Origin of the sequence: Zunongwangia pacifica, from assembly GCF_023499215.1 — a bacterium.
Classification (GTDB): domain Bacteria; phylum Bacteroidota; class Bacteroidia; order Flavobacteriales; family Flavobacteriaceae; genus Zunongwangia; species Zunongwangia pacifica.
The window spans coordinates 27,761-49,807 of sequence record NZ_JAKHSK010000014.1 but is presented as its reverse complement, the minus strand read 5'-3'; the positions used below and the strand labels follow the sequence as shown (position 1 = coordinate 49,807).

Here is a 22,047-nt window from a genome sequence, read left to right as displayed (position 1 = left end):
AATTTGATGATCAAAGGCGGTAAATCGAACAAAATCAAGGTTTTTAAGAATGTTAATATTTCTTAAAGAGAAGAATGTAAATAAATATATAAGTTGAAGTATTGAATATTTCTATAATTCATAAATACTTCTTATAGCTGCCTAACTGACAAAAATAACTGTTAAGCTGACAGGTTTTAGCACATCTATAGGCTCAAAATGCTGTGAATACCGTGCATTTTAAACGCAATTGTATTATTTAGTATGCAATTTATCCGATATATTTGACCTTTACACGTGTTAACTACTTCCCAAAAAATAAATGACTAGAAACAACAAACTAACACAACAGGTGAAACCTGAAAAAAATAAAAATAGAGAATCCAGAATTATTGCTGTGGGGGCAAGCGCTGGAGGTCTAGAAGCTTTAAAGGCATTTTTTAACGGTATTCCTGAAGAAGACAATAATACTTACGTAGTAATCCAACACCTTTCTCCAGATTATAAAAGTATGATGGGAGAACTATTGGCAAAATCTACCAAATTCCCTATTAAGCAGATTAAGGAAGGGATGAAAATGGAAAAGAAGACCATTTATCTAATTCCTCCAAAATGCAATCTTTTAGTAGAAGATGGCTGTCTAAAACTGATTGAAAAACCAGAAGAGCGGGCACATCTAAACTTACCTATAGATATGTTTTTGGAATCCCTTTCTAATTATCAAAAAGAAAAAGCAATTGCAGTTATTCTTAGCGGTACCGGCAGTGATGGCACCCGAGGGATTAGGGCCATAAAGGATAAAGATGGTATGGTGATGGTGCAGGATCCAGATCAGGCTAAATTTGACGGAATGCCGAAAAGCGCCATACAAACTGGTTTAGTAGATTATATTTTACCGGTAGAAGAAATGGGAGAGGAACTGCGTAAATTTATTAATGCACCCATGGTTTTTGATATCGAAAACCACGATGTAGAATTTGATCAGAAAACCCTTTCTAAGATCCTTCATCTTATCGATGAAAAAACAGGTCTCGATTTTAGGGAATATAAATATTCCACCTTAGCCCGAAGATTAGCAAGAAGGGTAAATGTAAGCGGTTGTAGTAATCTTGAAGAATATTATGACATGCTATTGCATAATGATGAAGAAATTCCCATGCTATATCGTGAATTTTTAATTGGGGTGACTAACTTTTTTAGGGATAAAAGGGTGTGGGAAATTATCGCAGATGATATTGTACCAGAACTTATAGAATCTAAAAAGGATAATGATATTCTTAAAATTTGGGATGTAGGTTGTAGTACAGGAGAAGAGGCGTATTCCCTGGCTATGTTATTGCATGAAGAAATGCAACGCCAGGATAAGATGCTGGAAATTAAAATTTTCGCTACAGATATTTCACAAGAGCATTTAGATATAGGTAGCTCAGGTATTTATTCAGAGAGTGTTGTAGCGAATGTAGAAGATAAATTCCTTAAAAAGTTTTTTATTAAAAAACCAGAGGGATATCAAATTGTAGAGAAAATTAGGCGAATGGTTATTTTCTCTAAACATAATATCATTAAAAACCCTCCTTTTAGCAATATGGATATGGTATTATGTCGTAATCTTCTTATTTATTTTCAGTCTAGTATTCAAAAGAAAACGATGGATGTGTTGCATTACGCACTTAGAGAATATGGATTCCTTGTTCTAGGAACCAGTGAAAGTGTCACCTCGCACCGGGATTCTTTTGAAGATATAAGTAGAAAATGGAAAATCTTTAGAAATGTGCATCCAAGAGCAAGAATAAGAACTCAAAATTTAAGGTCCACTACGGGTAGGACTTCAGTAGATCATGATGAAAAGCATCAAAAGGCAAGATATAGTGATAATCGCACTTATAATAACAGTAAGCAAAAGTTTGTAAATGAGCTTAACGAAGCTGTTATGGAGCAATTTGGTGCTGCAAGTGTGTATGTAGATTCAGAATTTAATATTATGGAAGCGGTTGGTGAATTTAGAAAATACGCAAACCTACCTGTATCTGGATTTACGACCAATTTAATAGAGATGCTTAATAAAGACCTTAAACATATCGTACAATCTACCACTAAAAAATCGGCGAAGGAAAGGAAAAGAGTGGTTTATCACAATGCTATTGTTAAGGAAACCGATGGTAGCGTGATGAAATTAGATCTCGTCGTAAAGCCTTTTAAACCGAAAAATCTTGATAACGAGAGTAATTTTGTACTTACTTTTATTGAACAGGAAGTAAAAGAAGAAGATACGGTAGAGGTTGAGCAGGTTACTATTAATGGTAGAACCCGGGAATACATAGCAGAACTTGAAGAGGAACTGAAAAAGACCAAAGAAGAATTACAAACCTCTTTAGAAGAGATCGAAACCAGTAACGAAGAACTTCAGGCCGCTAATGAAGAACTTTTGGCGTCTAACGAAGAGTTACAAAGTACCAACGAAGAACTTCAAAGTGTTAATGAAGAGATAAATACGGTAAATGCCGAGAATATCCAGAAAATGGATGATTTAGCGCAGCTTAATGCCGATATGAATAATCTTCTTGAAAGTACCAATATTGGTACGATCTTTTTGGACAGTGATCTTAGGATTAGAAAATTTACCCCCACTATCAAAAAACATTTTAGCTTAATAAATAGTGATATTGGCCGACCTATAGATAATTTCACGACTAATTTTGGCGTAAATAGAGGAAAAGGTCTGGTAGAGCGCTGTAACAAAGTGATGGAAACCGGAAAGATCTTAGAGCGTAATATTCTTTCTAAAGAAGGAAGAAATTACTTACAGCGAATTTCCCCTTTTAGAACCGGAGAAGATAATACAGAAGGTATCGTAATTACCTTTGTAGATATCGAATCACTTCAAAAAGCAAAAAATAAGTTGCTGGCCAGTGAACGACGTTTTAAATCGTTCTATGAAGAAGACCCTGTATTACATTTTAGTGTAGATCCAAGGACTTCAGAAATCGTACAGTGTAACCAGGAAGCGGTCGAAAAGCTGGGATATGATTCTAAAGAAGATATTATAGGTAAACCCATCTTCGAACTTTATGAAGATGAATCTAAACTAAAAGCGTTGCGACTTAATAAGTTATTCCAGGAAAAAGGAGAGCTTAAAAATGTAGAGCAGGAAATGGTAACCAAGAATGGTAAAATTGTTCCGGTAATTATGAACTCTACCGTAGAGCTTGATGAAAACGGTAATGGAATCACCAATAGATTTACCTGCGTAGATATTTCTGAATTAAAACACGTTCAGGAAGAATTACAACAACAAAAAAAGGACCTTGAAAGAGCCAATCACGATTTAGAACAATTTGTGTCTATTTGTTCTCATGACCTTCAGGAACCCTTAAGCACGATTAAATTTGGTAGCGATATTTTAGGGAAAATTTATTCTGATAAACTGGATCAAAAAGGGAAAGATTATATTCAGTATATCGATGAAGCTTCAGATCGATTATCAGCTCAAATTAAAGCTTTATTAGAGCATTCCAGAATAGGTAGAAATACCAAAAAGAAGATGGTGGATACCCGGGAACTTGTAGAAGTTGTAAAATATGATCTTACCAAGCGAATTAAAGATACCAATGCAAAGGTACATATTGGAAGCTTACCAAAATTAAAGGTGTACGAAGTCGAAATGCGACTTTTATTCCAAAACCTATTAAGTAATGCTTTAAAATACTGTGCGAAAGATAAAACCCCTGAAGTTCGAATTTCAGCATATCAGGAAGATGAATATTGGGTATTTTCTGTAATGGATAATGGTATAGGAATTTCTGAAGAAGATCAAAAAGATATTTTCACCATTTTTAATAGGGTCCCAACAGAAGAGAAATACGAAGGTACCGGTGTTGGATTGGCGCACGTGCATAAAATTGTTATATTACATGGTGGGTCTATTTGGGTAGATTCGCAACCAGGAGTGGGGAGTACATTTTATTTTAAAATTAAAGCAAAATAAATGAGCAAAACCGCCTATAGCGAACAAGAAGTTAATATTACCAATTGTGACAGGGAGCCTATACATATTATAGGGAAGTCCCAGGAACATGGTGTTATAATTGTTTGCGATGTAGAAACGCTGAATATTTCGCAGTGCAGCGAAAATATTTCAGCTATTTTGGGAATTTCCCATACAAAAGCCTTGGGACAATCCTTAGAACAGGTTTTATCTAAAAAAGTAGCATCATCTTTTAAAAAGAAGCTTGCAAATAAGGAATCCCTTTTACCCAAAAAACTAAAAATAGGGGAACAAAAGTTTCTATGCATTCCTTCAATTTCCGGGGAGCATCTTATTATAGATGTAGAACCCTCGGGGAAATCGATAGATCCTATTCATTTTCAGGAACAGCTTACCAAGATCTTAACCGAATTAGACGAATCTGAATCGGTTAATGATATGTGCCAGCAGGCGGCTTTGCTTGTAAAGCATTTGTTCGATTACGATCGTATAATGATCTATAAGTTTGATGAAGAATGGAATGGTGAAGTCGTAGCCGAAGTAAAAGAACCTGAGCTGGAAAGCTGGTTGGGATTGCATTATCCGGCAACCGATATTCCTAAACCTGCCAGGGAAATATTTATGAAACAGGGAGTAAGAATTATTAGTGATGTACATTACAAAGCCTCACCAATTGTTCCTGAAATTTCTCCAATAACCGGGCAGCCATTGGATATTTCGAGTTCAGAGCTAAGGGCGGTATCTCCAATTCATATCGAATATTTAAAGAATATGAAAGTGGGAGCTTCGCTTACTGCTGCCATTGTTTTAAATGGCCAATTATGGGGATTGGTAGCCTGCCATCACTATTTGCCTAAATTTATTACCTATCACCAAAGGCAATCCTGTTTATTTTTAACACAGGTCTTTTCGAATAAACTGGCCGTTAAAACCGCCAATACCTTTTTAGAAAATATTTCGAAATCTGATGAGGTTCGCAAGAAACTGGTGTTGCAAATGACTTCGATAAGGAATATTGCAGATGCACTTTATCGTTTTGATCCCAAGTTTACCGATATTATTGAATGTAGTGGGGGAGCTTTAGTAATGGATAACGAGATCTATTTAGTTGGAAAAACACCAGAAAGACCTCAGGTAGAAAGCTTGTTTCAAAAATTTTTAAAAAAACAAGAGCTCTTTTTTTCAGCTAAATGCTTATCCAAAGTATTTCCAGAAGCAAGCGAATATTGTGATAAAGCCTCAGGGATTATTAGTGCCCAAATTGGGGAACAGGGCGATGCTTATTTGATCTGGTTTAGGCCAGAAGCAAAAGAAACCGTAAACTGGGGAGGAAATCCCGAGAAAATTGGATACGTAAAAGATGGTATTGAATATTTAACACCTAGAAAATCTTTTGAGCGCTGGACAGAAAAAGTAGCCGGTGTCGCTAAACCCTGGGAAGATTATGATTATGAAGCTGTTAATGCGCTTAGAGAAAGTATAACACACATTTTAGTAAAAAAGCAAAAAGAACAAATAGACAATTTAAACTCTAAATTAGTAGAAGCCAATAAAGAGTTAGAGACTTTTAGTTATAGTGTTTCCCATGATCTTAGAGCGCCTTTACGAGGAATTGATGGTTATGCAAGGATCCTTAAAGATCATTACATGGACAGGCTAGATGATTATAGCCAAAAAGCGGTGAAAACCATTGTACGATCGGCTTCTGAAATGGATACCCTTATCGAAGATATTTTATCATATTCAAAAGTAGGACAAACAAAACTTTCTAAGCAGATCATATCAATCCAGCACATTGTAGAAAATGCATTCGATGCACAGAATGTTGAAAACAATTATCCCAAAACAACTATAAAAATCGCTGAAAAATTACCTAAAATTATGGGAGACCGCAGGATGATCTCTCAATTGGTAAATAACCTTATTTCTAACGCTTTAAAATACAGTGCAAAGAAAGAAAATCCTGTAGTAGAAATAGGCTATGCGCATGAAGGAGATAAAATTATTTATTTTGTTAAAGATAATGGTGTAGGATTTGATCCTAAGCACAAAGACAAAATTTTTGAGGTGTTTTCACGGGTAGCTACCGATGATTTTACAGGCTCAGGAATCGGGCTTTCGATTGCCAAAAAAGTAGTAGATAAACATAAAGGTGAGTTGTGGGTAGAAACCACTCCCGGTGAAGGAGCCACTTTTTATTTTAGCCTGCCGGACCTGGAAGACTAGAGAGTTTTTTATAAATTTTTACGTATTTTTCGCACATAAAAACTAAACATTTAAATGATAAAGACCGCGCTGAAGATATTGCTGGTAGAAGATTATGACGTTGATGCAGATCTTATCACGATGCAGATTAACAAAATTGTAGAGAATCCTGAAGTTAAAGTTGTAGATAACCTGGAAGATTGTAAGAATAAATTACACAATTTCGTTCCAGATGTTGTACTATCAGATTACAATTTACCCACCTGTAATGGGTTGGATATTTTAAAGCTTGTGAAGAAATTTGATGAAAACCTTACGTTTATTTTTGTGACTGGAACGATAGATGACGACGAGCTTGCCGCCAACACCATACTTTCTGGAGCCTCTGGATTTATTCTGAAAAAGCACATGAATACCCTGGGCGAGAAATTAAAGCCATTACTTAAAAAGGTGGTATTTAATATGCTTGAAAAAGAGGAACTTCGCGAAAAGATACGTCGTAATAAGATCGCGGTAAACCAGATTTATCAATACCTGGATGAAATAAATGCCGAAAATGAAGAGCAACGCCTAAGCCTTAGTAAAATTAGAGCGAATATAGAAAGCATAACACTCGAGAAGAATAATGTTGCAGACGCTTAGAGAGCAGACATCAGCGCTGCATAAGGAAATCGAGAAAGATAATACGGCCGGTCTTATCATGGATCACAGTATTACAATGAGCGAATATAAATTGTTATTGCTCCAAAACTATTTGGCTTATAAAATAGTGGAAGACGAAATTAAGCGATTTCAGCCACAGTTTTCTACAGACAAAAGTGAGCGTTTAGCTGAAGACTTAATCCTTTTAAATGTCGATTTTGAGGCACCAATAGCCAGTTTTAAAGGCGATTTTCACTGTAACGATGAGATCGAAGCCTTAGGGGCGGCTTATGTATTGGAGGGTTCTGCAATGGGTGGAATGCTTATAGCCAGAGAACTTCAGGATTGTACAAATTTAGCTTCCATTGCTAAGCATCACTTTTTTAATGGTGATCGCAAAAATGTACAGGGTTGGAAAGAGTTTATGAAAAAAGTAAATTCCAGAGAATTTTCAGCAGAAGAAACTCAAAAAGCAACTCTAAAAGCGCAAGAGACTTTTCTGTTTTTTGGGAAGATTTTTGATTATCAGCCACAATTTTCAGCTTAATAAGTATAATTTCTTTTAAATAATATACAATTTGAGTAGGTTTAGGTTTTAGTATCATATACTTAAACCTATGAAGAAAATTTTCACCTCGTTATTTCTTATTATTGCATGTTTTGCACCCTTATTTTCATCGGTCGCTCAAAGTGGCCGTATTCCTGTTTCTTCAGAAAAAGGAATAGTAACCAGTAGCCATAAGCTGGCTTCGCAGGTGGGAGCGCAAATACTCAGTGAAGGAGGTAACGCGATAGATGCCTCTATTGCTACCGCTTTTGCGCTGGCTGTAACCTTACCTTCTGCCGGGAATATTGGTGGAGGCGGATTTTTGGTGTACCGCGGGGAAGATGGTACAGAAACGACCTTCAATTTTAGGGAAAAAGCGCCTTTAGCCGCCACTAAAACCATGTATCTGGATAAAGATGGTAAAGTAAGGGACAACTCTAATCATGAAGGATTACTTGCGGTTGGAGTACCGGGAACCGTAGCCGGACTATATAAAGCACACCAGAAATTTGGAAAATTAGATTGGAAGACCCTTTTAAAACCTGCTTTAAAATTGGCGAAAAGCGGTTATCCGGTAAGCGATGATATGCAGTGGTTTTTTAAATGGGTACAAGAACATAAAGAAGACTATCCAGGTACAGCCAGGATATTTTTAAAAGAAGACGGGAGCGTATATAAAAATGGTGAGATTCTGGTCCAGAAGGACTTATATAAAACCTTAAAGCGAATTGAGAAGCAAGGGCCAGATGGTTTCTATAAAGGCAAAACAGCCAAATTACTGGCCGATTTTATGGCGAAGAATGGCGGAATTATTACAGAAGAAGATCTTGCCAGATATAAAGCTGAAGAAATGCAGCCGGTGAAAGGAACGTATCGCGGTTACGAAATTATTGGAATGCCACCGCCAAGCTCTGGTGGAGTAGCGGTTATCGAAATGCTGAATATCCTTGAAGCTTATGATATGAATGAATTTGGCCAGAATTCGGCCACTTCTTTACATTTAATTACTGAAGCAATGCGACGTGCTTTTGCAGATCGGGCAATGTATCTGGGAGATTTGAACTTTAATCCCAATATGCCGTTAGAAGAATTGACTTCTAAAAGCTATGCTGAAAAGCTGCGAAATTCGATTAAAATGGATGCCGCTTCACCGAGTGATTCCGCAAACTTTAATAAAGCGCATTTAAAACATGAGAGTAAAGAAACCACACATATTTCGGTTGTTGATAAAGCAGGCAATGCCGTTTCGTTAACCTATACTTTAGAGCAGAGTTATGGTTCTAAGTACGTGGTAGAAGGTGCTGGCTTTTTGCTGAATAACGAAATGGGCGATTTTAATCCAATCCCGGGATATACCGATTCCAAAGGTTTAATTGGAACAGCTCCTAACTTAATTGCTCCGGAAAAAAGAATGCTTTCCAGTATGAGTCCGGTGATTGTAGCTAAGGATGGTAAAACTATTTTAGCTATTGGTAGCCCGGGTGGGAGAACGATAATTAATACCGTGCTTCAGGTAATACTGAATACAATCGATTATAAGCTCGACATCGCCAAAGCGATAGAATCACCGAGAATTCATCATCAATGGTTGCCGGATATTACGTATTTTGAAGAATGGGGATTTTCACCAGACACTAAAAAGATTTACGAAGAAATGGGACATGAAACCGGAATAAGAAGTAGCCAGGGAAGAGCAATGGGTATTTATATCGACCCCCAAACCGGTATGAGATACGGCGCAGCAGATTCCAGAAGTTATAGTGGCGGAGCAGTAGCAGAAATAGAAGATTAGAAATTATTAAAAACTTAAGTTCGGTTTTAGAAAATCTCGGAGTTTCATTGAAATCTTTGCAAAAAATATTCTTTCAGAAAGCAAGTAGGAAATGACTATTCCAAGGATTTCTTCAGTATAGAAAATAATTTCCCAAAATAGAATACAATATTGGTGATTTTAGCTATCAAATTTTTCAAGTTCAGTCACTTCACCGCTATCCATACCCTCTAATTTTTCGTTACCAATTCGTACACGCACCAAACGTAGTGTAGGAAAGCCAGCTACAGCAGTCATTTTTTTTACCTGGCGGAATTTGCCTTCAGTAAGGGTGATCGAAACCCAGCTGGTAGGCCCGTGGCGCTCATCCCTTATTTTTTTTGCACGTTCGGGGAATACCGGTCGGTTTTCTAATTTAAAAGCGTTGCAGGGCAGTGTCTGGTATTTTGTGCCATTAATACTAATTTCTACTCCGTTTTTTAATAATGTTACGGCTTCCTCGGTAATATCACCATCTACCTGCACATAATATTCTTTTTCTACACCGCTTCCGGTAATTCTGGCACTTTCTTTACCATCAGTAGTTAAAAACAAAAGTCCTTCAGAATCCTGATCCAATCTGCCTACTGCCATAGTTTCTTCAGGAAAATCACCAAGCTCTCCCAATAATTTTTTCTTCTTTCTGGGTTTTTCGTTAGTGATAAACTGACTCAAATAACCGTAAGGTTTGTAGATTTTAAAATAGCGACGCATAGCAAAAATTGTTCAGCAAAAATAGAAAAATAAATGCGCAGGAAAATCTATAATCTTGATTCAGAAAAAAATCAGGAATCAATATTAAAGTTTTTCAAGATTTTTTTCAGAACGTTCTCTAAAGTCGGCTTTTTCCATATTATTTTCAAGGATCGCTAGGTGATCGAGAATGGCTTTGCTGTGGTTCATTATTTCTTTCACGGCCTCGTCACCGGCTTTCCAGTGCCGTTCGATTTCGGGTAATTTATCCTGTGCTTTTTTAGAAAGCCGGAGTACGTGTTTGCGTTTGTCTTTTTGATCTTTTACTGAATTGATATAGCCTTTTTTCTTCATCTTATCAACCAGCTGTACAATGGCAGGGTGGGAGAGGTGCAGTTTTTCTGCAATTTGCATCACGGTGAGCTTTTCATGCTTTTGCAATAAAAGAAAAATCATGTGCCAGTTGGGTTCAATTTCCAGGCCGTGATCCCTGTAAAATTGCCGGGTAGCATATACAAAGGCATCGCTTAGCCTTTTTAACCGGCCTGTTAAGCCGGCATATCCCATTTCTACCAAAAAGTCATTCTCCATAACTATTATTTTAGCACTAGAAGTAAACTACCTCAAGACAAGCCTCGGAGCATTTAAATCTCGATTATCGAGTAAAAGTAAGCACTTACGCAGTTTTAATAAAGAAAAATGTTACTTGATGATTTAATTTTTAATCTTTTATTAAGCTATAATTGCCCGATTCAGTTCGTTGATCTGGATCGGGCAATTCTATTTTCTATAAAGATTTCCTTTTGAGGGAAGCCTTAAGAGTCTGCTGTATATTGAAATTTGCTATTTATAAAATATAAAACGGCTGGCGTGCGGTATGTTTTTGTTCCCGTAAAATCACATACTCCTTTATAGGATTTTCCAGATGAACCATACCAATAGGATAATATTCGTAAAGCCGTAATAGATCGTTTTCTGGTTGATTTTCTTTTTCAGCATCGATACTGATAATCGCTCTTTTTAGATCGAATTTTTCAAAAATCTTATCAACGGAAGAAATAATGCTACTCTCACTCTCCTGCCGACTTAAATTTATATGCTCAAACAACGTAAATCTGATCTTAGCTTCTTTGCCTTTTCTTATTGCTGTTACGCTAACAAAACCAATAGTTTCCTGTTCACGTGACCATAACAAATGATAATTGTTGGCGTTGTGATTATCCAGGTTTAGTTCGGTTTTTAAAAAGGTAAGGAATTTACCAATGTAAGGATCGGTTTGTTGGTTCCCTGCCGTTAGTTTAGGTAAAAAAGTAGATGCAATGTTTTCTAAATTCATTGCATTGAGTTCTTTAATGTCTAGTGCTAAATTGTTTGTTCTCTCTAAGATCATAACTCATTTGTTTAGAAAATTGTTCGTTCAATTTCAGGTCATAATTCGGTTTTAAATAAACTGCGTAAGTGCTTACGCAAATGTAGTCAATTAAAAAGGTAAGTGCTTACATTGTTTTGGGATTTTAACGATAATTTAATCTCTCATAGAGGGTTGAATTTCTTGAGACTTGCCTTCAAATTATTAAAAAAAATTTTAATTTATACCTCGCGGGCATGCCCCGATGTTTTCGATGGTGTTGTCTTTAGAAATTTTTCTCCGGAATTTTTATAAAACAATAAAGCCATTCTGTTTAGAGAATGGCTTTAATCATAATATTAAAACAACCGAATACTATAGCTAATATTCGATAAAATTAATACCGATTATTTTTTAGGTACCGGGAATCCGCGATCACGCATTAAGGCATCAATATTGGCATTTCTGCCTCTAAACTTTTTGTAAGCTTCAGCAGGATCCATGGCATTTCTTGGTGCAAATAAATATTTAACCAGTTTATGGGCCGTTTCCTTATCATAAAAACCATCGGGAGCTTCAGCAAAAGCTTCTGCAGCATCGGCGGTTAACACATCTGCCCATAAATACCCATAATATCCGGCTGCATAGCCTTCGCCAGAGAAAATATGGCTAAACTGTGTGGATCTGTGACGCATCGGGATTTCTTCAGGTAACCCAAGTTCATCGAGTTGCTGCTTTTCAAATTCCTGTACGTCGTTAATTTTAGAAGGATCTGTCGTGTGATATTTCATGTCCATTAAAGCAGATGCTAAAAATTCGGTCGTAGCAAATCCCTGATTAAAAGTTGCCGCTTTTTTAATCTTTTGCACTAATGCTTCAGGCATCGGTTTACCGGTTTCATAATGCCTTAAAAACTGATCGATCACAGCATCGGTAGCTAACCAACGCTCTAATAATTGGGATTGAAATTCGGTATAATCCCGTACTCCGCTATTCAACTTTGGATATTTGATATCTGCCGAGAGAAAATGCAATGCATGGCCAAACTCGTGAAAAAAAGTTTCAGCATCGTCCCAACTTACCAATGTAGGTTCTCCTTTTGCCGGTTTTACGAAATTTGAATTATTAGAAGCCAATACCGGTTTGTTTCCACTTAATTCATCTTTACTACGATAGGTAGTTGCCCAGGCACCAGAGCGTTTACCGGGGCGTGCGTAAGGATCCAGATACCATAAACCAATTACTTCTCCATTGGTTTTATCGTTTACTTCATAAACTTTTACATCTGGATGAAAAACGGGTACAAGACTGGTATCTACCGGTGTAAAATCGAAATTAAAAAGTTCTCCGGCTACGTAAAATATCGCTTTTTTAAGATTGTCTAATTGCAGGTATTGTTTTACTTCTTCGCTATCCAGGTCGTATTTTTCTTTTCTAACTTTTTCCATGTAATAGCGATAATCCCAGGCTTGTATTTTAATGTCTTTCCCTTCTTTATCTGCCAGTCGTTGCATGTCTTTAATCTCTTCTTCAACACGACCCAGGGCAGCAGGCCAAACTGCTTCCATCAGTTCCATTGCCTGTTTAGGTTCTTTTGCCATACGATCCTGCAAACGCCATTGCGCATAGTTATCATAGCCTAAAAGCGCCACACGCTCGTCACGAAGCTCTAAAATCTTTTTGATCACCTGGTTGTTATCATGTTCGTCGCCATTATTCCCACGAGAATAGTAAGTTCTCCATACTTTTTCCCGAAGCTCACGCTCATCAGAATAGGTTAAAAAAGGATCCATTGAGGATCTTGTGTTGGTGATCGCAAATTCTCCTTTGTGATCTCTTTCTTCTGCGGCGCTGGCAGCAGATTTAATATAACTTTCTGGTAAGCCGCTAAGCTGGGAACTATCGATGTAGGTTACATAGCCTTCTTCATCGGCCAAGACGTTATTTGAAAATTTTGTGTATAACTCAGATAATTCTTTATTAATTTCAGCATAACGTTTTTTATCTTCTTCGGAAAGATTGGCGCCATCCATTTCAAAATCTTTGTAAATAAGGTCGATGGTACGCTGTTCAGCTGAATCTAAAGGGTTTTTCTGAGATTGCTCGTATACGGCTTTAATTCGTTGAAAAAGCAGTTCATTTTGTGAGATCTTAGAGCTGTATTCTGATATCTTTGGAGATAATTCTTTCTGAATTTCCCTAAATTCTGGTGAAGAAAGGTTGCTGCTAAAAATTCCGTAGTACGTAAATGCACGATCCAGTGCTGCACCAGATTTTTCAAATGGAATAATCGTATTTTCAAAAGTAGGCGCTTCAGGATTATTGGCGATACTGTCTATTTCTTCAAGATGTTGCTGCATACCGTCTAAAATTGCGGGTTTTAGCATTTCAACTTTCATTTTATTAAAAGCCGGTACTCCCTGATAAGGGCCGGTCCATTCAGTCAAAATAACATTGTTTTCCATAACATCTTCTTTATTTTGGGAATCCTCTTTACAGGCAGCAAATAATATGATAGTAGCCATTCCCAAACTTTTAGCAAGTTTCTTTTTCATAGGTTTTGTTAAAGGTTCGCAGTTTTCATCTTCGAATATACAAATACTGAAAGTTCTAAAGAATCGAATGTTTAAAAAGCTTTAAAAGATTCCTTTTTGTAATAAGTAGGAGCATTAATTTTTTCTAATCATAGCTCAAGGCTTAGCCTGAGGTTTTTGATTTAAAGCTTTGTAGCTTGTAGTAAGCTCATTTTAATTTGAGAATTAACGAAGTAACGCTTTATGCTATAAATTTATTTTTGTAAATGCACTTTTATATATTCAATATTGCTAAAAAGAGATAGCGGCATCAGGCTATTCCCTTAAATTTAAGTCTGTACTATCGAATTTGGTAAAAATTAGTGTTCTTTTTTATGTTCGTGTTCCTGTTTCTCATTCGATAAAAGATCACAGCTTTCATGATCTAATTCGGTTTCGATAGTGTAATGGTCAAAATGATATTCTTTTAAAATAGCTTTAACCTGTTTTTTTATGGCCACTAATTCTTCAAAATCACTAATATCTTTCAGCTTTATATGCGAGCTAAAAACATGGTGTTCACCTTCTAAAGACCAGATATGGGTATGATGTAAAGAATCTATATTGTTGATTTTTAAGATATCGTTTTTAATTTTCTCTGCTTTGATTTCCTTTGGAACTCCCTGTAGAAAAATATAAAGCGTTTCCTTTAATCTTAAAATTACATTGTATAAAATGTACAGGGTGATAAGTATGGAAAGTGCAGGGTCTAAATACTCATTATCGGTAAAATTTAATACGATTGCAACGATGAGTACAGCGACCCAACCCAAAACATCTTCCATTAAATGCCAGGAAACCGTTTTTTCGTTAAGGCTATTACCGCTACTTAATTTCCAGGCGGCATATCCATTAACCAAAACACCAAATATGGCAAAAACAATCATTCCCTGGGCATCTGAAGGTTGTGGATTAAAAAGCCTTCCAATAGCTTCAGAAATTACATATACAGATCCGCCAATTAAAACAATACTATTTATTAAGGCGCCCAATAACGAAAATCGTTTATAACCAAAACTATAGTTATCGTCTGCTCCTTTTTTAGATTTTTTATCTAAATACCAGGCGGTCCCTAAAGAGAGGCTATCTCCCAGATCATGAACGGCATCAGACATTATAGCGACACTATTTACATAAATGCCACCAAAAAATTCTAGAATGGTAAATCCTAGATTTAGAAAAAAAGCAATCTTCAGGTTTTTACCCGACTGATTATTATGGTGGTGATGATGGTGTGACATGGTGTAAAAGTACACTGGGATTTATGCAATCCCAGTGCATTTTTTGGTATCGCTAAAAAGATATGATATCCAAGTTAAATGCCTATAGCTATCAGTATCGGGGTGACTTGAAATTGTAAAAAGGGATTCCAGTGAATATCGTTCTGGAATGCCTTAAAGTTTTTTATATAGAAACTTCTAAATAGCTCCCTAAGAAAGTTTTTTTATAATAGCGATAACGTCTTCCTGGCCAAGCTCTGCTTCAGCATTACTAAAACTATTATAAGCTGCATTCCCGACAGGATGATTAAATCCGCTGTTTTGGGCTAGCCTTAGATCTTTAGTAAGATGTTCTAATGTGAAAGCAGCATTATAATTTTTGTTAATAGCGGCTTCTCCTTTTATTTTCCCAAAAGTGCTTCCCAGTGCGCTATTATTAATTATTTCCATCAGGTCTTGTGTATCGACATTTTTAGTTTTTGAAAACTGAATAATCTCTGCAAGTCCTTGTGCAAGGATACCTAAATAAGTATTGACGGCAAGTTTAGCGGAATTTCCAACACCATTTTTACCTACCAGTATGGATTTTTTGGAATAAGCCTCTAAAACCGGCTTCACTTTTTCAAAAATCACTTGTTCTCCGCCCACAATACTTACCAGTGTGGTATCTTCAGCTTGTTTTACACTTCCCGATACAGGAGCATCCAGATAATGGCTGTTTTTCTTTTTTAATTCTTTAGAAAGGGAAATACTTAATTCAGGAGAAATTGTACTGGTATTAATAAAAATTTTATCAGCTACTTGCGCAGAGAAAATTCCGTTTTCCTGATAGAATACGTCTTTAACTGCGTCGTCGTTAGCGACCATTATAAAAATAATATCTGTTTTTTCTACCAGTTCCTTAACGCTTGTTGCTGAAGTGGCACCTTCGGTTTCCAGGGCTTTTATTTTATCATGGGAACGATTATAAACGCGTAAAGGAAATCCTGCTTTTAAAATTTGTTTAGACATGGGATTGCCCATTTTGCCTAAACCAATCCATCCTATTTTAAATTTTTCTGAATTCATATTATTTATACTAATAATTTCTACGTTCCATATCGATATTGTACACAAAAGCCCGGTATTTTAAGAGGGCCACAAATACACCACCACCTATAGAGTTTCCTAATAATGCAAAAGTTTGAAATTTTAAATAATCCAATATTTCGATTTTAGTGGAAATAATCATCCCAGAGAACACCTCTATACTCCCTATAATACTATGATGTAGGCCGGTAAAAGACATGGTAGCGGTAATAATATAAATGATAAAAATACGGCTCATCGTATCTCTTGAAGAAGTAATAAGCCAGGACAGTAATCCCATAAGCCAACCCGCTAAGATGGCACTCACAAAAATTACGACGCTGCTATAATCGGTAACATGTTCAGCAATTTTTTCAATCGAAGTATGATCAAAAATATTCAGTTTTGGGCCAATCCATATTAAAATGAAAGCAATAATATAACCACCAAGCAGGTTACCGGCAATGACCGTTCCCCATATTTTAAGAAGGCTTTTTATACTTCTTTTTTTATTAAGAACCGGTAGGGTGAGTAATGATGTTTGTTCGGTAAATAAAATCGACTGGCCAAGGATCACCATGATGAAACCAACCGGGTAAACAAATGCCATGATTTTAAATACACTTTCTTTGGATAGGCTATCTTTAAAGAAATAAAAAACAGCACATAAAAGCAGATAGCTAAAGCCAATTTCTAAGCCTGCCGTTATAGAGCTTAATAAAATACTTTGCGGTGTGCGATCATACGTTTCCTGTCCTTCTACAATTTGTTGTTTTAAGATCTCTCCGTGAGATTTGGTATTGTCTCCAGATAGTGAGGTAGAATCTTTAAGTTCTTTATCGATATTTTCCTGTTTTTTCTCCTGCTCTTTTTCTTTCTCTTTTTCCTTGATGTCTTCTTTTTTCATGGTAATGATATATGTGATAGCCTAAGAACCTAAATTTAATTTGGGTTTTATGGCCTAAATTAATGCTTTCAAACTACAGGATAACAGCAATGATAAGACTTAAGCATTTATTTAACATACATATCTAAATAAAATATAATGGTTTTTAAGATCCAGGTAATAAGAAAAGAGTCTATAATTGCTAAACTTTTTTAGATTTTAAAAACTTGTAAGAATTTTCCAATATTTGATATTTTACAGGATGATTTAATTTTTGGTAGACAAAAAAGAATAATATTGTAAATTAGACCAGCTACAAACGCTACTTCTTAGCTTAAGAATAGATGGATTATTCACTATAACTTTATATGGATTTACATTTTAAGGATTTATATACTTCGTTTAAGAATTTAATGGCAGAAAACGCTAATCTAATAGATTGGTTTGGAGACCATATCTTCGAGTGTATCTGGTTTGTTGATATTGAGGAGAAAGCCATTTGGGGAAATTTTAATTATGTCCCTGATCACAAAAAAACACTTGACTTTGAAAAACTATGTAAATTAAATAATGAAAACTCTGGCTTTTTACAAGTGATAGAAGATTTTATAAAATCTGAAAAAAGTGATGAAGATTCCGATTTTTATAATCCAGAAGTAGACAGCAATAAATGGCGTTTTCATTTTAAAAAAATATATTCTGATGTATTTCAGAAAAAAGAATATGTATTTATTCTACAGCAATATATTCCTTATAAGGAAAAATATTTAAGTCTGTACGACGAGAATAGTTACCTTAAAAAGTTAATTGAAGTTTACGACAAAACCAATGAGGTCGCCCAAATAGGCGGCTGGATGATAGATCTTGTAAATAGTAATTTGTTTTGGACAAAAGTTACTCGGGACATTCACGAAGTAGACGATGATTATGTTCCAGATTTAACCACAGGCATAAATTTTTATGTAGAAGGAGAAAACCGGGAGCGTATTACAAGGCTTTTTACCAAAGCTGTAGAGGAAGGGAGTTCTTACATGGACGATTTTGAAATTATTACCGCTAAAAATAATAGAAAGTGGGTTAAAGTTTTTGGAAGTGCTGAGAGAGAAGGGGGGAAAGTTGTTCGGGTTTATGGAGCATTTCAGGATATAACCGAGCAAAAATTACAAGACAGTGAACTTAAACTGTCACAATCTAGATTTCAGGATATTTTTGATAACTCTCCATTAGGGATTATTCTTAGTGACCCTGAAACCGATACAGTTTATCATGTTAACAAATCAGCAATGAAAATCTTTGGCTTGGAGAATTTGCCAGTCGAAGAAGTACAGAGATTCTCTTTTAAAGAGAACGTTTTTGAAGAAGATTTAGCTGGATTTTATGAAGAGAGAAAAAAATTACTTGAAGGACAATTTGATAATTATGTAATTGAATGCCGATATTACAAGAATGACGGCTCAATTATTTGGCTACAATCCTTCACCTCTTTACTTAGAGCAGAGGATGGTACCCCAAGATTAATGATTGCTCAGGTAGAAGATATTACCTTACGGAAGACACTTGAGGCTGAATCTTTTAAAAATGCAAGTCAGTTTAAAAGTTCCTTCGATTATTCTCCAAATGGGATGGCTTTGGTTTCTCTAAATGGGAAATGGATTAATGTAAACCGAAATCTTAGTAAGATGATTGGTTACACCAAAGAAGAATTGTTAAAAATGTCTTTTATGGATGTGACCTACCATGAAGATTTAGATAAAGACCTTAAATTATTATCTAAATTAATGGCCGGAGAGATCGATACTTATAATATGGAGAAGCGCTATATCCATAAAAAAGGGCATTTATTATGGGGATTATTAACCGTTTCCTTACAAAAAGATGAAGATGGTAAACCTTTATACTTTATTTCTCAGATCAATGATATAACTGCGGCAAAAGAAGCGCAAGAAAATATAAATAAAAGCTACAGGGAACTACAAAATATGATGGATGCCACAACCCAGGTATCTATTATAGAGAGTGATCTTAATGGTGTAATAAAGAAATTTAATAAAGGGGCAGAAAATTTCTTTGGCTATAAAGCCGAGGAAATGATTGATAAAGAAAAGGTTTTTATTTTTCATGATAAAGCCGAGATAAAAAAGCGTGAATTAGAACTCTCTAAAAAGTATGGAAAAGAAGTAATAGGTTTTGATGTATTTACAACCGGGGCAAAAATAAAAGAATATGAATCCCTGGAATGGACCTATATTCGTAAAAATGGAGAACGCTTTCCAGTCCAACTTGTAATTACTGCTATTAAAAACAGCGAAGGTACAATTACCGGCTATGTTGGGGTAGCCACAGATATTACCCAGTTAAAATCAATACAGGAAGCGCTTAAGCAAAGTGAGCAACGCTGGCAATTTGCCTTAGAAGGTTCTGGTGATGGTATTTGGGATTGGTTTATAGACAGTAATACACAATTTTTATCGGTAAGGGCTAGGGAAATGCTTGGATTTGAAGAATCAGATGACCTTACCAATGTCGAAGAATGGGATAAAAGGATACATCCAAGAGATCAAGAAAGATCTGAAAAAGCCTTGCGGGATTATTTTACAGGAAAGACACCTATTTATCATGTAGAAAAAAGAATTAAATGTAAAAACGGACAATATAAATGGATTTTAGATCGCGGTAAGGTTACCGAGTGGACAGAAGATAAAAAGCCAATGCGTATGATTGGTACCCAAAGCGATATTACCGACAGGAAAATAGCCGAAAGGAAAATTAAAGAAAATGAGGCCAGGTTTAGATCTTTATATCAGCTTTCCCCAATAGGTATAGGTTTGATAGATGTAGAAACCGGAACTTTTATAGAAGCCAACCAATCCCTTATCAAATCATCGGGATATACAAAAGAAGAGTTTACCGGTATTTACTATCAGAAGATCACTCCAGAAGAATTTATTCCACTGGTTACCGATAGATTTAAAAAAGTGGTTTTAAATGAAAAAGTAGAGCCTTTTGAGAAGGGTTTTATAAAAAAGGATGGTACAGTTTTCCCAGCATTAGTAAACGGCGCTAAAATAAAAGATACTAATGGCAGGGATGTGATATTGGCAACAATACAGGATATCACCTCTCGTAAAGAAATGGAAAATTCTTTAATAGAAGCCAAATTAAAAGCCGAAGCCGCCAGTAAATCCAAATCTGAATTTTTGGCGAATATGAGTCATGAAATTAGAACACCGCTAAATGGAGTGATAGGATTTACCGATCTTTTAATGAAAACCAAATTAGATGCCAGTCAGCAACAATACATGCAGACGGTATATAATTCGGCCAATACTTTACTCGATTTGATAAATGACATCCTGGATTTTTCAAAAATTGAAGCAGGAAAACTAGAGCTTAATGTAGAAAAAGTAAATATTATTGAGCTGTGTGGTCAAACCATCGATGTAGTAAGACAAAAAGCCCACGAAAAAGGGCTAGAAGTGTTATTAAATGTTAGTCCTAATGTAGATCGATTTATTTATGGAGATTCAGTTAGGATCCGTCAAATCTTAACCAATTTATTAGGCAATGCAGTTAAGTTTACAGATAAAGGGGAAATCGAGCTTAAGGTAGAGGCAGGAGAGATTAATAAAGAATACAAAAGAGAATATAAATTTGTCGTACGGGATACCGGTATAGGTATAGCCCCAGAAAATCTGGAAAGAATTTTTAAAGCTTTCGATCAGGAAGATTCCAGTACAACAAGAAAATATGGCGGCACTGGTTTGGGTCTTACCATATCTAATAAATTATTATCCATAATGGATAGTAAACTCGAATTGAAAAGCGAGCCGGGCGTAGGATCTACTTTTTCTTTTAAAGTTTGTTTTGAATCTGAACAGGGAGAATCCTTTTTAAACACTAATCTGCAAAAGATTAATAACGTACTGGTTATAGACGATAATTATAACAATCAGGTGATTTTAAAAGAAATGCTGGCCATAGAGGATATAAACTGTGATGCGGTATCTAACGCAATTGAGGCATTGAGCGTTCTGGAAAAAGAAAATAAATATCAACTGGCTATTGTAGATTATAATATGCCATATATGACGGGTGTAGATTTTATAACTCATTTAAGAAATGAATTAAAAATAAATGCGGATCAATTACCCTTAATTCTTTTACACAGTTCTGCGGAAGAAGAAAAAATGGGCAAAGCTTGCAAAGAACTAGATGTACAGTTTAGCATAACCAAACCAATTAAAATAGATCAGTTATTTGGGATGCTAAATCAAATACAGGCACCATTAAGAGATATTAAAGAAAATACTGTAGATGCGATTAAGGAAAAGACTTTTGAAGATAACTTTAGGATTTTAATTGCAGAAGACAATCCGGTAAATAAATTTTTGGCGAAAACGATCTTAATGAAAGCGGTCCCTAAGGCGCAAATATTTGAAGTTGAAAATGGGCTGGATGCGGTTTCTTTTTATAAAGAGCATCCTTTAGATATTATTTTTATGGACATACAAATGCCTGTAATGAGCGGTTTTGAAGCATCTGAAGAGATTAGAAAGTTTGAAACAGAAAGTCACAAAGGGCAGCATGTGCCAATTATCGCGTTAACAGCAAGAACAGTAAAAGGAGAAAAAGGACGATGTATTGATGCCGGCATGGATGATTATATAACCAAACCGGTGGTTTTTGAGACGATTAGAGCCGTTATTCAGGAATATTTGTTGGATGATGAAGAAGAAGAGGGGGATGTAGAAGATAATGATAGCCTGAAGCATTTTGATAAGCAAAAATTACTGGAAAAATTTGATCATGATCAAAATGCTTACGATCAATTAATGCAAATTGTAGAACAAAGCCTGGAGGAATATCCAAAACAGCTAAGAAGACGTATAGAGCATCGCGATTTAGATGGAATAAACAAATTAGGGCATAAAATAAAAGGCTCTGCCCAGAATTGTTGTTTCTATAAATTGGAGTATCTTGCAGCAAGATTAGAAGAATTTGACCTATTTAAAGAATCAATATTATTAGATTTAGAAAAAAAGATCGAAGCAGAAATAAATTTATTGAAAGACAGCATTTGATATACGCTAT

13 protein-coding genes are annotated in these 22,047 nt (G+C 35.6%); 6 read left to right on the top strand and 7 right to left on the bottom strand.

Annotation, left to right across the window (positions count from 1 at the left end; all coding sequences use genetic code 11):
- Positions 1–301: 301 nt before the first annotated feature.
- From L1967_RS11185 to ggt, 5 genes are all read left to right on the top strand, one after another.
- Positions 302–3,964 carry a CheR family methyltransferase gene (locus L1967_RS11185; protein WP_249601713.1) on the top strand — a complete coding sequence of 1,221 codons (3,663 nt, stop codon included), beginning with the start codon at positions 302–304 and terminating at the stop codon, positions 3,962–3,964.
- A complete protein-coding gene (locus L1967_RS11180) occupies positions 3,965–6,190 on the top strand; it encodes an ATP-binding protein (RefSeq protein WP_249601712.1) in 2,226 nt (741 codons plus the stop codon).
- A gap of 54 nt (positions 6,191–6,244) precedes the next feature.
- Positions 6,245–6,811 (top strand): response regulator, encoded by a 567-nt coding sequence (locus L1967_RS11175; protein WP_249601711.1) that lies wholly within the window; start codon positions 6,245–6,247, stop codon positions 6,809–6,811.
- A complete protein-coding gene (locus tag L1967_RS11170) occupies positions 6,795–7,358 on the top strand; it encodes a biliverdin-producing heme oxygenase (protein WP_249601710.1) in 564 nt (187 codons plus the stop codon). The genes L1967_RS11175 and L1967_RS11170 overlap by 17 nt, the downstream gene beginning before the upstream one ends.
- 70 nt (positions 7,359–7,428) lie before the next feature.
- Positions 7,429–9,150 carry a gamma-glutamyltransferase gene (ggt, locus tag L1967_RS11165; protein ID WP_249601709.1) on the top strand — a complete coding sequence of 574 codons (1,722 nt, stop codon included), beginning with the start codon at positions 7,429–7,431 and terminating at the stop codon, positions 9,148–9,150.
- 159 nt (positions 9,151–9,309) lie between these two features.
- Here ggt and L1967_RS11160 read toward each other — a convergent pair whose 3' ends face one another.
- The 7 genes from L1967_RS11160 to L1967_RS11130 all read right to left on the bottom strand — a co-directional run bounded on the left by L1967_RS11160 (position 9,310) and on the right by L1967_RS11130 (position 16,977).
- Positions 9,310–9,882 (bottom strand): pseudouridine synthase, encoded by a 573-nt coding sequence (locus L1967_RS11160; protein WP_249601708.1) that lies wholly within the window; start codon positions 9,880–9,882, stop codon positions 9,310–9,312.
- 84 nt (positions 9,883–9,966) lie between these two features.
- Positions 9,967–10,452 (bottom strand): MarR family winged helix-turn-helix transcriptional regulator, encoded by a 486-nt coding sequence (locus L1967_RS11155; protein ID WP_249601707.1) that lies wholly within the window; start codon positions 10,450–10,452, stop codon positions 9,967–9,969.
- Positions 10,453–10,708: 256 nt separating this feature from the next.
- Positions 10,709–11,251: a hypothetical protein gene (locus tag L1967_RS11150; RefSeq protein ID WP_249601706.1), complete on the bottom strand. Its 543-nt coding sequence runs from the start codon at positions 11,249–11,251 to the stop codon at positions 10,709–10,711.
- A gap of 365 nt (positions 11,252–11,616) precedes the next feature.
- Entirely contained in the window at positions 11,617–13,764 is a 2,148-nt protein-coding gene (locus L1967_RS11145; protein WP_249601705.1) for a M3 family metallopeptidase, read from the bottom strand.
- 338 nt (positions 13,765–14,102) lie between these two features.
- On the bottom strand, positions 14,103–15,023 hold the full coding sequence (locus L1967_RS11140; protein WP_249601704.1) for a cation diffusion facilitator family transporter: 921 nt from the start codon (positions 15,021–15,023) through the stop codon (positions 14,103–14,105).
- A 189-nt stretch (positions 15,024–15,212) separates the two neighbouring features.
- Entirely contained in the window at positions 15,213–16,070 is an 858-nt protein-coding gene (locus L1967_RS11135; RefSeq protein ID WP_249601703.1) for an NAD(P)-dependent oxidoreductase, read from the bottom strand.
- A gap of 10 nt (positions 16,071–16,080) precedes the next feature.
- Positions 16,081–16,977, bottom strand: coding sequence for a formate/nitrite transporter family protein (locus L1967_RS11130; protein ID WP_249601702.1), 897 nt, complete (start codon positions 16,975–16,977; stop codon positions 16,081–16,083).
- Between the two features lie 347 nt (positions 16,978–17,324).
- Here L1967_RS11130 and L1967_RS11125 point away from each other — a divergent pair, with 347 nt between their 5' ends.
- The gene (locus L1967_RS11125; protein ID WP_249601701.1) at positions 17,325–22,037 is read left to right on the top strand and encodes a PAS domain S-box protein; all 4,713 of its coding nucleotides are present in this window, start codon (positions 17,325–17,327) and stop codon (positions 22,035–22,037) included.
- The last annotated feature ends 10 nt before the right edge of the window (positions 22,038–22,047 follow it).